The sequence below is a fragment of the Xenorhabdus thuongxuanensis genome (assembly GCF_001908095.1).
Lineage (GTDB): Bacteria > Pseudomonadota > Gammaproteobacteria > Enterobacterales > Enterobacteriaceae > Xenorhabdus > Xenorhabdus thuongxuanensis.
This window is the reverse complement of the sequence record NZ_MKGR01000026.1, coordinates 16767-31303: the sequence shown is the minus strand read 5'-3', so window position 1 is coordinate 31303 and position 14537 is coordinate 16767. Positions and strand designations below refer to the sequence as shown.

Genomic DNA, 14537 nt, shown 5'->3' with positions numbered 1-14537 from the left:
TTTTATCTTTATTTGCGGATAGGAAGAAAGAGTGCTAATGGGAAGGTATTGGCACTTTTTCCAAGAATGATTGTATCTCTACTCATTGAATTTAATAATCATGTCTTAGAAAATAACTTCTGCTAATTAAGTTAATCCATCTATTATTCGTTATCACGATGGCGCTGGAATTTGATATCGCTTTTCTGTCTAATTCACTGGAATATATTTCAGTGGATTGAAAAGTAAAATTTTTTGTTAGCACTGGAAAGGTAATATCCCCCATGATCATCATTGAAATCCTGCGTCTGTAGAATAATTACAGTAGGTATTAGTGACATTCATAGAGATCCTCGCTCCTTGCGATATTTAACATCTGTATTGTCGTTATGTTTGTCCTAAATAGGGGGCAATTATCTTCGTGTATTAATCGCTGGTGCTGATTAAAAGACCTCTTTTCTTGACCTTTAAAAAATCGTAGCTAGCGATAGGAGTATAGAAGAGATGATAAGAACTGGAGAAAGGTATCTTGATGATTTGCGTGATGGTCGAACCATTTTTATTAATGGGGAGAAGATCACAAATCATGTGGATCATCCAGCGTTTAAAAATGCCATTAGGTCGGTTGCGAACTTATATGATTATAAAGTTGAACATGCCGACAATATGACTTTTAAGACAGAAGCAGGTGAGCAGATTGGCTTATATTGGCAATTGCCGTCTACACCGGAAAAATTAATTGCTCGTGGTCATGCTGCATATGAGTGGGCTAAGCAGACGGTTGGCTGGCTCGGAAGAAGTCCTGATTATGTTGCGTCAGCTCTTACAGGAATGATAACGCATATTGAGTTATTTGAATCTTATTCACAAGAACGGGCCAGTGCTTTGCGAAATTATTTTTCCTATGTGAGTGAGAAAGATCTTTATTTGACTTATGCGCTGATTAACCCACAAGGTGACCGTTCAAAAACACCTGGTGAACATGCTAAGAATATTTACCATACTCTTGGTATAGTGGAGAAGAATGCTAAGGGAATTATTGTCAGAGGGACAAAAATGTTGGCAACGGGCGCCGCTCTGGCAGATGAAGTTTTGGTTGGTACGCATTATCCTCTTAAACAGGGAATTGATGAGCGATATGCACTCTCTTTTGCTATGCCACTTAATACCAAAGGCATCAAAATTATTTCAAGAAAATCTTACGAATTAGGGGCAAATTCCAAAGATTATCCACTATCGTCTCGGTTCGATGAAAATGATTCAATGATCTATTTTGATGATGTGCTGGTACCTTGGGAAAGGGTATTTGTCTTCGAAGACATTGAGATGTGTCTCTCTCAGTTAGATTCAACGGCAACAGAAGTTATGATGGATACCCAAAGTCTGGCTCGTTATGCTGTGAAGTTACATTTTTTGGCCGGATTAGCTCAGGCTATGGCTGAAACAAACGGTGTTGAGCAGATTCCCGCAGTGAAGGAGTCACTTGCACAGTTAGCCTGTTATGCAATGAATGTTGAGGGGTTGTTTAATAGCGTACTCCATTGCCCAAAAGTTTATAACGGGTTTTATGTGCCGGATAAAACATTGCTTTATACGTATCGAGTTATTTCACAGTCAATCTATCCCAATGTATTAGAAACGATAAGGAAATTGGCTGGTGGTGGTATTTTGATGTTGCCATCAAGCGAGGCAGATTTCGAAGATAGTGAGATTTTAGGGATCATTGAGAAAACCCAATATTCGTCAATTGCTTCTCCGGTAGAAAGGGTCAGGTTGATGAAGTTGGTGTGGGATGCGGTTGGGTCAGAGTTTGCTTCAAGGCATCTCCAATATGAATTGTTTTATGCAGGCGCCCCTTATCAGACGTTAGGGCGCCTTTACAAGCAGTACGATTGGGAAGCGTCCAGAGCATTGGTGGAGAAGATAAGAATACTTTAATTTGGGGCATGGAGATGTAGTGGTAAGGGATAGTTAGTAAAGAAAAGTGCCAGCGTGAAATGTTGGCACTTATTGCAAGCCCCACCCAAAATAAATTGTCGATAAAGCGCTTGCTATCCTGTTCCAACAGGTCCATAATGCCGCCTCATTTTTGAAGAGGCAGAGGAAAATTTCTCCACTAGCGTCTAGAATGAGTGAGTGGGCTATTACTTCGCTGCTGATTTCTGGTGTTTGCTACTAGAATTCAATTCTTATCTTTTTATCCACAGTTTTTAACATTATCGCCTTATTGAGTCACCTGATGATGCTCTACTTGTTACACAGAGTTATCCACAGGAGGCGTCTTTGTGTTTGGTTTTTTTGAATTACCATTCACAACAACAGTTAAAACTTAACTTATTGATTAATTAAAGTAATTAACCTAATTTAAAAATAACATGATCAATATTTATTTTCTGTTTGTTAGTTGATCAGCAAAGTATTTTCATTTTATTCACAAGGAAATGAACGGCTTTTTTTACCAGAAATTTGACTGTTTAATTATTAGGCATCTCTGGGTAGGCCTTTGGTTATTGCTCTTATCAATCGTTTCTGTTGTGAGGTTTGAACTTCGATGGCATTAGCATTCCGGCGAACTATTTGTTGGGTTATCGCCCAGTGGATATGTTCATCCAAAACTTCACTTAAGCCGAATCGTTTTTCCAACGCTAATACGATGTCATCTTGATAGGGTGCATTGCCCAAGGCGACGGAAATGTTGCGTAACCAGCGCAAATACCCAATACGGCGAATTGGCGAGCCTTCAGTGATACGCAGAAACTTTTCCTCGCTCCAATTAAATAACTCTTGCAGGTCAGGGGTATGCAGTGTGGCACGTGGGCTAAAGTCAGCTTCACCTGTTAATTGAGAAAAACGATTCCAGGGGCAAATAAGTTGGCAATCATCGCAGCCATAAATTCGGTTGCCCATGAGTGGGCGAAATTCTTCTGGAATGACACCTTCCAACTCAATGGTCAGATAAGAGATGCAGCGTCTGGCATCGATGGTGTAAGGCTCAACAATGGCACCCGTTGGACAAGTTGTCATGCAAGCCACGCAGCGTCCGCATTGTTCCTCTTGCGGAGCATCAATGGGCAGGGGAAGGTTAATCAGCAATTCACCAAGGAAAAACCAGGAGCCCGATTCACGATTTAATATAAGTGAGTGTTTACCAACCCAACCAAGTCCTGCTTTTTCTGCCAGTGGGCGTTCCATAATTGGGGCAGAATCGACAAAAGGACGAAAATTCAGAGTTCCCTGATATTCGTGAGCGCTACAATATTCTTGGATCTTGTCGCCCAGTTTTTTGAGACGTTGACGTAGCAGTTTATGATAATCTCGACCCAACGAATAGCGGCTAATATAACCCATTTGCGGGTTGTTAAGCGTACTGGCAAACGCTGCCTTAGCAGGCAGATAATTCATGCGTACACTGATAACTCGCAAAGTTTCTGGTAAAAGTTCATAGGGACGGGCGCGCATCATGCCGTGACGAACCATCCAGTCCATTTCGCCATGATATTGCTTATCAAGCCATTCCTGTAGCCTTGGCTCTTCTGCCGATAAATCGGTGTCACAGATGCCGACTTGCTGGAAGCCAAGGGAAAGGCTCCATTGCTTGATGTTTGTTGCCAGAAGATTCAGATCAAGGGGGGTTGCCATGAAATACAAATTACTGCTGAAAAAGGGCGGTTAGCTTAACACAGAGGGGATTGAATACAAAAAATACGGTTCATGGTCATTACAGTGGCACAGAAGATACTAAATGATAATGTCTGAATTATGTTATGGTTATCGGTTAAGCTATTAACTGATATGTCTACCTGATTAGTTTTTAATTCAATAAATCAAAACAGATATTTTTCGATGAAAGAACTCGTTTTATCACTTCCAAATGAAGATGCCACAGTTGCATTGGGTAATGCAGTGGCGGTAGTTAGCGATCGCGGCTATGTTATTTATCTATATGGCGATCTTGGTGCGGGAAAAACCACATTTAGCCGTGGTTTTCTGCAAGCTCTCGGCCATCAGGGGCATGTGAAAAGCCCGACTTATACGTTAGTTGAGCCTTATGCCTTACAACCACGGCCTGTTTATCATTTCGATCTTTACCGTCTGGCTGATCCTGAAGAGCTGGAATTCATGGGGATCCGTGATTATTTCCATCAGGATTCTATTTGCTTGGTGGAGTGGCCTCAGCAGGGCGCTGGCGTTTTGCCTGATGCAGATATTGAGTTGCACTTGAGTTATGACAGTGAAGGGCGACAGGCACGTTTTGTTGCGTTATCTAAATATGGTGAAAGTCTGTTGGATAATTTGAAGTCCTTATGAAGGAATACCCGACCATGATTAATGCCTTTTTCGTGAATATGTCCTTGAATATGTTCGTGAATGAGATAAAAAAATGGCGTGCCTATTGGGTGATGGCCTGTGCCTTGTTTTTCATGTTGAGCCAGTTGGTTATGACGGCCGCATCGGCGGCTACGCTGTCGAATATTCATGTGAAGAATGGTCCATCTGAGGCCGTTGTAACATTGGAATTCATTGACGGACATTCTGATTATCGATTTTTTCCTTTACATTCTCCTGAACGGCTGGTGGTGGATATCCGTCAATCCAGTAAAATTATTGGGCTACCGATGCATTTATCCGGTCAGAATCTGGTAAAACTTGTACGCTCCAGCCAGTCTCCTGATGCACACCATCAGCGGGTAGTGTTGGAGTTAGCACATAAGGCCACAGCTACATCGGCGGTGAAAACGTCTACGGTGAAAAATGTCGGCAATAAATCGCAAGTGATGATAACACTGAAAACCAAGGGAGTAGCGAACAACTCACCTGTATCGACTAATCATGCCTCACAAAATGAAAGTAAGCGATTACTTACAAATAATGCTCAACTTACGGGAAAAGAAACTAAACCAGTATCGAATCACCGTGAGCAAGGTGTGCAGAAACAGGCTGCCAAATCAGCGCAAGGAAGGATATCCCGCCCAATTGTCGTTGCTATTGATGCGGGGCATGGAGGACAAGATCCTGGGGCGATTGGACAACGGGGGCTGAAAGAAAAGAATGTCACGATTAATGTTGCCCGTAAGTTGGAAGCCCTTTTACGCAACGATCCCATGTTCACGCCTGTGTTGACGCGTAATGGCGATTATTTTATCTCTGTAGCAGGGCGTTCTGAAGTCGCCCGTAAACATAAAGCTAATATATTGGTATCAATTCATGCCGATGCAGCCCCCAATCGCAGTGCCAGAGGTGCTTCTGTCTGGGTGCTCTCCAACCGCCGAGCAAACAGTGAATTGGGGAATTGGTTGGAACAGCATGAAAAACAATCGGAATTATTGGGAGGTGCGGGAGATGCTCTTGCCAATGGTACTGATCCTTATCTGAGTAAGGCCGTATTAGATTTGCAATTTGGGCATTCACAGCGGGTTGGTTATGACGTTGCCATGCAGGTATTGCGGCAGCTATCTGGTATTGGCTCCTTGCATAAGCGTATACCAGAACATGCAAGCCTTGGGGTTTTGCGCTCACCGGATATTCCATCCATTTTAGTGGAGACAGGCTTTATCAGTAACGTGTCTGAAGAAAGGTTATTAGGCTCCAATCAGTATCAGGAAAAACTGGCACAGGCCATTCATTCGGGATTACGTTACTATTTTCTGGCTAATCCATTGCAGTCTGCACCAAAGTAACTAAATATACGCTTATCAGAATAGGTTTGATAGGCTCTGAATTGTAAGTAAGGTCAAATTATGGCTATCAAGATATTACCCCCACAATTGGCAAACCAGATTGCTGCTGGTGAAGTGGTTGAACGCCCTTCTTCTGTAGTAAAAGAGTTGGTGGAAAATAGCCTTGATGCCGGTGCAACCCGTATTGATATTGATATTGAACGGGGTGGCGCAAAGCTGATCCGAATTCGTGATAATGGCTGTGGGATCAGCAAACAGGATTTGACGCTGGCACTAGCGCGCCATGCAACCAGTAAAATTGCGTCATTGGATGATTTGGAAGCGATTGTCAGTATGGGATTCCGTGGGGAAGCCTTGGCGAGTATCAGTTCTGTTTCAAGGCTGACATTAACTTCCCGCCCTGAAAGTCAGGCGGAAGCATGGCAATCTTATGCGGAAGGTCGTGATATGGACGTCACTGTGAAACCTGCTGCTCATCCTGTAGGAACAACGGTTGAAGTGTTGGATCTGTTTTATAACACGCCTGCCCGCCGAAAATTCCTGAGAACAGAAAAAACGGAATTTGGCCATATTGATGAAGTCGTGCGTCGGATAGCTTTAGCGCGGTTGGATGTCGCCATTAACCTGAATCACAATGGGAAATTGGTACGCCAGTACCGCCCTGCTAAAGATGAATCTCAGCATGAACGGCGTCTGGCAGCCATTTGTGGGACCGCTTTTGTGCAACAGGCGCTGGCGTTGTCATGGCGGCATGATTCCTTGTCCATTAAGGGCTGGGTTGCTGATCCGGTGAGTACGGCAGTGAGCGAAATCCAATATTGCTATGTCAATGGACGCATGATGCGGGATCGCCTGATTAATCATGCGATTCGTCAAGCTTATCAGGATTTGATTAAGGGTGAGCAACAACCCGCTTATGTTTTGTATCTCGAAATCGATCCGCGCCAAGTGGATGTTAATGTACATCCAGCCAAACATGAAGTGCGTTTCCATCAGGCTCGCCTGGTGCATGATTTTATTTACCAGGGTGTAGCCGCGGTATTGAAACAACGCGGTACGGGGGATGAATTGGCGCTTGGCTGTCAGGAGAGTGTTTCAAGTTGGGTGCCGGAGAATCGCCCTTCTGCGGGAGAAAACCATTTTACCCGCAAGCGTGTTGAGCAAGCAGATGAGGCAACTTCACGGCGTCATGAGCATCATGATCGTGGTACACAGCAAATGCATCATGGGGAAAGCTACCAGAAAAAAGAGGGGGAGTTGTACCAAAAAATGATGCAATTCTCTCCGCAAGAAAAACGCCCGTTATTTCCAGAGCGAGGCGCACGGGAAGGTGTATCTGTTCCTGCTACTCCTGTGCTATCGGGACAGGAAAGATATACTTTTGGAAAAGTATTGTGTATCTATGCAGGTTGCTATGCCTTGATCGAATCCCCATCGGGAATCGGGCTGCTTGCCCTGCCGATAGCTGAACGCTGTCTGAAACAGGCGCAACTGACTCCTGGAGAACAGGGGCTTAAATCCCAGCCATTATTGATCCCGCTGAAACTTGCTCTTAATCAGGCAGAAATGAGTGCCTTAAAGCAGAATAGTGACTTATTAAAGACTTTTGGCATTGAATCGACAGTCGCACATGGAAAAGTAACGATTCATGCGGTATCGTTGCCTTTGCGTCAACAGAACCTGCCGAAACTCTTGCCGGAACTGTTGGGCTATCTTGGGGAACAGCCAGCCGCTTCTGTTGAGCAGGTTGCTAGTTGGCTTTCTCGTCATGTGGATAGCGAGCATGAAACGTGGAACATCGCGCAAGCTGTCCAGCTTTTGGCTGATGTCGAACGCCTTTGCCCTCAACTGGTGGGATCTCCGCCAGATGGGTTATTACAGTTAATTGATTTACAAGCAGTGGTGGCACTTCTTAATCATGAGTGATTTAAAAACTCAACATCTGCCGACAGCCATTTTTATCATGGGGCCGACGGCTTCAGGGAAAACGGCGTTATCGATCGCCTTGCGCCAGCATCTACCGGTTGAATTAATCAGTGTCGATTCTGCGTTGATTTATCGTGGAATGGATATCGGGACAGCAAAACCTTCCGCAGAAGAGCAGGCCTTGGCACCTCATCGTTTGATCGATATTCTTGATCCTGCGGGAGTCTATTCTGCTGCTGATTTTCGCCGTGATGCATTGAAAGAAATGGCAGAAATCACGGCGACTGGGAGAATTCCGCTCCTGGTTGGTGGAACCATGCTATATTTCAAAGCATTGTTGGAAGGATTATCGCCTTTGCCTTCCGCAGATCCCGAGGTTAGGGCGCAGATTGAACAGCAGGCAGCGGAGCTGGGATGGGACGTGTTACATCGACAATTACAGGAAATTGATCCCGTTTCTGCGGCAAGGATTCATCCTAATGATCCACAACGTCTTACTCGTGCACTGGAAGTTTTTCGAATTTCGGGTAAAACTCTAACTGAGTTGACTGAAACGTCTGGAGAAATATTGCCTTATCGAGTTCATCAATTTGCGATCGCTCCAGCAAGTCGTGAAATTTTGCATCAGCGTATCGCAGCCCGTTTTGAAAAAATGATCAAATCAGGGTTTGAAGATGAGGTGAAAGCGCTTTATGCTCGTAGTGATTTGCATACAGATTTACCCTCCATTCGTTGTGTTGGTTATCGTCAGATGTGGTCTTATCTCGCGGGCGAAATCTCTCATGATGAGATGGTTTATCGCGGTATCTGTGCGACACGCCAATTGGCAAAGCGTCAGATTACGTGGCTCAGGAGTTGGGACAATGTGACCTGGTTGGATAGCGATCAACCTAAACAAAACCTAAACACAGTCATGCAGGTTATTAGTACATAAATTCATTGATTGTGTACAATTGATCAGTATCAGTGATCAATACAAAGTGTCATTTTTGAGTAGTTACTTTTTCGAACCAATCGGTTCTTAGTTAAAAACAACAAATAAGGAAAATATAGAATGGCTAAGGGGCAATCTTTGCAAGATCCATTCCTGAACGCTTTACGGCGTGAAAGGGTCCCGGTTTCTATTTATTTGGTTAACGGCATCAAATTACAAGGTCAGATTGAATCTTTTGACCAATTTGTCATTTTACTGAAGAACACGGTTAGCCAGATGGTTTATAAACATGCTATCTCTACTGTTGTGCCTTCCCGTCCAGTGTCTCATCATGGTAACAACCAGAATGTGCCGACTGGCGTTGGAAATTATCATGCTGGTACTAACCCAGCAGTACAACAGGAAAGTGATGGCGCTGAGTAAATCAGCAGCCGTGCCTGTAAAAATAAAAACATAGGTAGGGAGACTTTACCTATGTTTTTTCCTATTGGATTTTTACTCAGCCTGAGGGGTTGCACCGTTGTTTGATCGTTATGAAGGCGGAGAGTTAGCCGTTCTGGTGCATGTTTTCTTCTCACAGGAAAAAGATACGGAAAATCTCAGTGAATTCGAGTCATTGGTAACTTCCGCAGGTGTTTCTCCTGTGCAGATTGTAACGGGAAGCCGGAAGGCACCTCATCCGAAATATTTTGTCGGAGAGGGTAAGGCAGAGGAAATTGCTGAAGCTGTCAAAAACAGCGGTGCAGATGTGGTGTTGTTTAACCATGCCCTCAGCCCTGCTCAGGAACGTAATCTTGAACGCTTGTGCCAATGCCGTGTCGTTGATCGCACGGGGATGATTCTGGATATTTTTGCCCAGCGGGCAAGGACACACGAAGGTAAGTTACAAGTCGAATTGGCACAATTGCGTCACCTGTCCACCCGTCTGGTTCGGGGCTGGACTCACCTTGAACGCCAAAAAGGGGGGATCGGGTTGCGTGGGCCTGGGGAAACCCAGTTGGAAAGTGACCGCCGTATGCTGCGTGACAAAATCAAACAGATTTTGGGACGCCTTAACAAAGTTGAAAAGCAGCGTGAACAGGGGCGTCAGGCACGTAATAAAGCCGATATCCCAACGGTCTCTTTTGTTGGTTACACCAATGCCGGAAAATCCAGTTTATTCAATAAAATAACTTCTGCTGGAGTTTATGCGGCTGACCAGCTTTTTGCCACTCTGGATCCGACACTGCGCCGAATAGAGGTGGATGATGTTGGTACAGTTGTTTTGGCTGATACAGTTGGTTTTATCCGCCATTTACCCCATGATTTGGTGGCAGCGTTCAAGGCGACTTTGCAGGAAACTCGGCAAGCGAGATTATTGCTGCATGTTGTTGATGCGGCTGACCCTCGCTTTGATGAAAACATTATCGCTGTTAACAGTGTTCTTGAAGAGATTGAATCCAATGAGATCCCTTCTCTGATGGTGATGAATAAAATCGATATGTTGGAAGATTTTATTCCCCGCATTGATCGTGATGAAGAAAATCGGCCAGTCAGAGTTTGGTTATCTGCACAAACTGGCGAAGGAATTCCTCTGTTATTGCAAGCGTTGACTGAGCATCTTTCAGGTGAAATTGCGCACTATAAATTGCACCTTCCACCTGAAGCAGGGCGTCTGCGTAGTCGTTTTTATCAGCTTCAAGCTATTGAATGTGAATGGATGGAAGAAAATGGCCAGGTTGGTGTTGAAGTCAGGATGCCAATGGTCGATTGGCGTCGGTTGTGCAAACAAGAACCAAAATTAACCGACTATGTTGTCTGATTGATTGGCGCAAGACAACAAACAAGGTATCATTTTATCCGTCATTTCAAGGTGCTTATAGTCATGGAGTAGCAGAGATGAAATGGCGGTGATGAAATGACTGTGCCAGAATTGCAGTGACAGGATCAGCACTGTCAAAAGTTATCACCCAATAATATTGGTTGCTTACAAAAACGATGAAGTTCGTCGTTTCTGCCCACGGAGGCCGCTGTCAAACCTGTCAGGGACAGGCAACGGCCTGTGAAGTGGGAAGCCTCACCCATCTGGGTGGAGAGCAGTCACCTCTGAAAAACCAGTAAAAACTAGAAAGTGGAGCTAAAACATGGCGTGGAATCAGCCCGGTAATAACGGACAGGACCGCGACCCGTGGGGAAGCAGCAATAATAATGGCAGCAACTCCGGCGGCAACAATAAAGGTGGTCGTAACCGTGGGGCAACTGATCTCGACGATCTGTTCCGTAAACTGAGTCAAAAACTCGGTGGTCTCGGTGGAAAAAAAGGTGGAAATGGTTCTGAGCAGAACCCTAAATTTGGCGGACGTCTTATTGGTCTTGCCGCTGCTGCTGCAATTGCTGTTTGGGTTGTAAGTGGTTTCTATACGATTAAAGAAACAGAACGTGGCGTAGTAACTCGATTTGGTAAGTTTAATCATGTTGTACAGCCTGGTTTGAATTGGAAAATGACGTTCATCGATCATGTCAGGGCGGTTAATGTTGAATCTATTCGCGATTTGGCAACGACGGGTGCCATGCTGACTTCAGATGAAAACGTGGTATTGGCTGAAATGAACGTTCAATACCGTGTTACTGATCCAGCAGCTTATCTCTTCAGTGTTACCAATCCTGATGATAGCTTGCGCCAGGCTACAGACAGTGCCGTGCGCGGTGTTGTTGGCAAATATTCGATGGAAACAAACCTGACGGAAGGGCGTACTATTGTCCGTAACGATACTCAGAAAGTACTGGAAGAGACTATCCGTCCATATAATATGGGTATTACTGTGGTCGATGTAAACTTCCAGGCTGCTCGTCCACCAGAAGAAGTTAAAGCTGCATTTGACGATGTGATCGCAGCACGTGAGCAGAAGCAGCAAACCATTCGTGAAGCCAGAGCTTATGAGAACGAAGTATTACCTAAAGCGAAAGGTGAAGCACAACGTATTATCGAAGATGCTAAAGCCTATAAAGTTAGCGCAGTATTGAATGCTAAGGGTGAAGTGGCGAGTTTTGCTAAAATCTTGCCTGAATATAAAGCAGCTCCAGAAATTACTCGCGAACGTTTGTATATTGAGACGATGGAACGTGTGTTGAGCAATACACGTAAAATAATTGCAAACGAGAAGAGTAATAACATGCTGTTATTGCCGTTAGATCAAATTGTGAAAGATCAGGCACAAGTTCAGCAAAATACGTCCAGTAATACAGCAGTACAGAAGATTATTCGTCAGAATCAATCTACGCCACAACGGGAATCTAACACTTATGGTGGTAGCGATAACCTGCGCGGTGATACGGTCAGAATGGGGAGACCATAATCATGCGTAATTCATTTATTGTTGCGATTATTGCGGTATTGGTTGTTCTCTATTCATCAATCTTTACTGTCAAAGAAGGTGAACGTGGCATTGTGTTGCGTTTTAGTAAGGTTGTGCGTGACGCAGAGAATAAACCGATCATTTATGAGCCGGGTCTGCATTTCAAAATTCCGTTTGTGGAAACAGTTAAAACCCTTGATGCCCGTATCCAAACTCTGGATATTACGGCTGACCGTTTCTTGACACGTGAAAATAAAGACTTGATCGTTGATTCTTACTTGAAGTGGCGTATTAATGATTTTAGTCGTTACTATCTGGCAACAAGTAACGGTGATATTAACCGAGCTGAAATGATGCTGAGACGTAAATTCAGTGACCGTTTGCGTTCTGAAATTGGTCGCCTTGATGTACGCGGTATTGTGACTGATTCCCGTGGTCGTTTGACTACCGATGTGCGTGATGCCCTGAATCGGGGAACCCACGAAGAAGATGATGCAACAGATGTCGATAGTGCGATTGCATCTGCTGCGGCCTTGGTAGAAAAAGAGACAAAAGGCAAGCAACCCGCCGTTAATCCAAACAGCATGGCTGCCTTAGGTATTGAAGTTGTTGACGTTCGTATCAAACAGATCAACTTGCCACAGGAAATTTCAGAGGCTATTTACCAGCGTATGCGTGCTGACCGTGAAGCAGAGGCGCGTCTCCTGCGTTCAGAAGGTTCGGAAGAAGCAGAAAAGATCCGGGCTGCTGCTGATAAAACAGCAACTGAAATCAGGGCAGAAGCACAGAGCGAAGCATTGGTATTACGTGGTGAAGGTGATGCGGAAGCCACTAAACTATTTGCGGATGCATTCAACCAAGATCCTGAGTTCTATGCATTTATTCGTAGCTTGCGTGCTTACGAGAAGAGCTTCAAGAATAACGGTAATGATGTAATGGTACTCAGTCCAGATACTGACTTCTTCCGTTATATGAAAGCACCTGCGAAGTAAAACCCTTTCAATCTACTGTAAGCCACTGTAAAAAAACGACAGTGGCTTTTTTATATACCACTATCATTACCAATAGTTTACTTATTGGTCCAATTATATAACCAAACGAAATAACAAGAAGTAACAAAAAATACTGAAAGGTGCTAAATGAGATGGTAGAATCCATTTTTAAGCAACCGAGTGAACTTTTGAAATGGGTAAGAACGTTGTCGTATTGGGCACCCAATGGGGTGACGAGGGCAAGGGTAAAATCGTCGACTTGCTGACTGAACGGGCTAAATATGTAGTTCGTTATCAAGGGGGCCATAACGCAGGCCATACACTAGTCATCAACGGTGAAAAAACCGTTCTCCACTTAATCCCGTCCGGGATCTTACGTGAAAATGTCATTAGCATTATCGCAAATGGGGTCGTTTTAGCACCAGATGCTTTGATGAAAGAGATGAAAGAGCTTGAGTCACGTGGGGTTCCTGTACGTGAGCGCCTGCTTATTTCTGAAGCTTGTCCGCTGATCCTGCCTTACCATGTTGCATTGGATAACGCCCGCGAAAAAGCGCGTGGTGCCAAGGCGATTGGTACAACAGGCCGTGGTATTGGTCCTGCGTACGAAGACAAAGTCGCACGTCGTGGCTTGCGTGTTGGTGATTTGTTTGATAAAGAAGCTTTTGCTGTCAAATTGAAAGAAATCATCGACTACCACAACTTCCAGTTAGTTAACTACTACAACGAACCTGCTGTTGATTACCAGAAAACCTTAGATGACATTTTGGCTGTTGCCGATATCCTGACTGGCATGGTAGTTGACGTTTCTGACTTGCTGTACAAAGCAACCCAGAAAGGTGAATTGGTCATGTTCGAAGGGGCGCAGGGTACTCTGCTGGATATCGACCACGGTACCTATCCTTATGTGACTTCTTCCAACACCACTGCGGGTGGCGTTGCAACGGGTTCTGGCCTGGGGCCACGTTATGTTGACTATGTACTGGGTATCATCAAGGCTTACTCTACCCGTGTAGGGGCAGGTCCATTCCCAACTGAGCTGTTTGATGAAACAGGTGAATACCTGCGTCAGAAAGGCCAGGAATTTGGTGCGACTACAGGTCGTAGCCGTCGCACTGGCTGGTTGGATATCGTTGCTATTCGTCGCGCTATCCAAATCAACTCCCTGTCTGGCTTCTGCATGACTAAGCTGGATGTGCTGGATGGCTTGAAAGAAGTGAAAATCTGCGTTGGTTATCGCCTGCCTGATGGCACTGTCATTGATACGACGCCATTGGCTGCAGAAAACTGGGAAGGTCTTGAAGCAGTCTATGAAACCCTACCTGGCTGGGATGAAAGCACTTTTGGTGTGAAAGATCATAGCCAATTGCCACAAGCAGCACTGAACTACATCAAACGTGTAGAAGAGCTGACAGGCGTTCCTGTTGATATTATTTCTACAGGCCCAGATCGTGCAGAAACCATGATCCTGCGTGATCCCTTTGACGCTTAATCGATAGATCGATCTTTTCGGCGCACATAACCGGGCTTATCGCCCGGTTTTTGTTATGGCTTTAGCCAGTTTAAGATGCGTTAGCTTCTTAAACATAAAACCACCCGCTATGCGGGTGGAGTTCAAGGGTTATACCAAGAAAAACACCTTTCCGTTACGATATAGATGTTCAAGCTAATATACGTAACTTAAATAAGGAAA

The 14537-nt window shown here is 44.6% G+C and carries 11 protein-coding genes; 10 read left to right on the top strand and 1 reads right to left on the bottom strand.

Going from position 1 to position 14537, the window contains the following annotated elements; genetic code table 11:
• The first annotated feature begins 483 nt into the window (after nt 1–483).
• A complete protein-coding gene (locus Xentx_RS14845) occupies nt 484–1917 on the top strand; it encodes a 4-hydroxyphenylacetate 3-hydroxylase family protein (protein ID WP_074021090.1) in 1434 nt (477 codons plus the stop codon).
• Between the two features lie 543 nt (nt 1918–2460).
• On the opposite strand, the gene queG is transcribed toward Xentx_RS14845, so the two are convergent.
• Nucleotides 2461–3618: a tRNA epoxyqueuosine(34) reductase QueG gene (queG, locus tag Xentx_RS14840; protein ID WP_074021089.1), complete on the bottom strand. Its 1158-nt coding sequence runs from the start codon at nt 3616–3618 to the stop codon at nt 2461–2463.
• 204 nt (nt 3619–3822) lie between these two features.
• Between queG and tsaE the strand changes: the two genes are divergently transcribed.
• The 9 genes from tsaE to Xentx_RS14795 all read left to right on the top strand — a co-directional run bounded on the left by tsaE (nt 3823) and on the right by Xentx_RS14795 (nt 14336).
• The gene (gene tsaE / locus Xentx_RS14835; protein WP_074021087.1) at nt 3823–4287 is read left to right on the top strand and encodes a tRNA (adenosine(37)-N6)-threonylcarbamoyltransferase complex ATPase subunit type 1 TsaE; all 465 of its coding nucleotides are present in this window, start codon (nt 3823–3825) and stop codon (nt 4285–4287) included.
• Nucleotides 4288–4301: 14 nt separating this feature from the next.
• Entirely contained in the window at nt 4302–5657 is a 1356-nt protein-coding gene (gene amiB / locus Xentx_RS14830) for an N-acetylmuramoyl-L-alanine amidase AmiB (RefSeq protein WP_244149874.1), read from the top strand.
• Nucleotides 5658–5717: 60 nt separating this feature from the next.
• On the top strand, nt 5718–7583 hold the full coding sequence (gene mutL, locus Xentx_RS14825) for a DNA mismatch repair endonuclease MutL (protein ID WP_074021083.1): 1866 nt from the start codon (nt 5718–5720) through the stop codon (nt 7581–7583).
• Nucleotides 7576–8517, top strand: coding sequence for a tRNA (adenosine(37)-N6)-dimethylallyltransferase MiaA (miaA, locus tag Xentx_RS14820; RefSeq protein ID WP_074021081.1), 942 nt, complete (start codon nt 7576–7578; stop codon nt 8515–8517). The genes mutL and miaA overlap by 8 nt, the downstream gene beginning before the upstream one ends.
• 120 nt (nt 8518–8637) lie before the next feature.
• A complete protein-coding gene (gene hfq, locus Xentx_RS14815) occupies nt 8638–8940 on the top strand; it encodes an RNA chaperone Hfq (RefSeq protein ID WP_074021079.1) in 303 nt (100 codons plus the stop codon).
• 97 nt (nt 8941–9037) lie between these two features.
• Complete coding sequence (hflX, locus tag Xentx_RS14810) at nt 9038–10318, top strand: ribosome rescue GTPase HflX (RefSeq protein ID WP_074021077.1); 1281 nt, start codon at nt 9038–9040, stop codon at nt 10316–10318.
• A 322-nt stretch (nt 10319–10640) separates the two neighbouring features.
• Entirely contained in the window at nt 10641–11852 is a 1212-nt protein-coding gene (hflK, locus tag Xentx_RS14805; RefSeq protein WP_074021075.1) for an FtsH protease activity modulator HflK, read from the top strand.
• A gap of 2 nt (nt 11853–11854) precedes the next feature.
• Nucleotides 11855–12844: a protease modulator HflC gene (gene hflC, locus Xentx_RS14800; RefSeq protein WP_074021074.1), complete on the top strand. Its 990-nt coding sequence runs from the start codon at nt 11855–11857 to the stop codon at nt 12842–12844.
• 193 nt (nt 12845–13037) lie between these two features.
• Entirely contained in the window at nt 13038–14336 is a 1299-nt protein-coding gene (locus tag Xentx_RS14795; protein WP_074021072.1) for an adenylosuccinate synthase, read from the top strand.
• Nucleotides 14337–14537: the final 201 nt, after the last annotated feature.

Coding starts and splice junctions, on each gene's coding strand:
- Xentx_RS14845 (WP_074021090.1), top strand. CDS start 484: ATGATAAGAACTGGAGAAAGGTATCTTGATGATTTGCGTGATGGTCGA.
- queG (WP_074021089.1), bottom strand. CDS start 3,618: ATGGCAACCCCCCTTGATCTGAATCTTCTGGCAACAAACATCAAGCAA.
- tsaE (WP_074021087.1), top strand. CDS start 3,823: ATGAAAGAACTCGTTTTATCACTTCCAAATGAAGATGCCACAGTTGCA.
- amiB (WP_244149874.1), top strand. CDS start 4,302: ATGATTAATGCCTTTTTCGTGAATATGTCCTTGAATATGTTCGTGAAT.
- mutL (WP_074021083.1), top strand. CDS start 5,718: ATGGCTATCAAGATATTACCCCCACAATTGGCAAACCAGATTGCTGCT.
- miaA (WP_074021081.1), top strand. CDS start 7,576: ATGAGTGATTTAAAAACTCAACATCTGCCGACAGCCATTTTTATCATG.
- hfq (WP_074021079.1), top strand. CDS start 8,638: ATGGCTAAGGGGCAATCTTTGCAAGATCCATTCCTGAACGCTTTACGG.
- hflK (WP_074021075.1), top strand. CDS start 10,641: ATGGCGTGGAATCAGCCCGGTAATAACGGACAGGACCGCGACCCGTGG.
- hflC (WP_074021074.1), top strand. CDS start 11,855: ATGCGTAATTCATTTATTGTTGCGATTATTGCGGTATTGGTTGTTCTC.
- Xentx_RS14795 (WP_074021072.1), top strand. CDS start 13,038: ATGGGTAAGAACGTTGTCGTATTGGGCACCCAATGGGGTGACGAGGGC.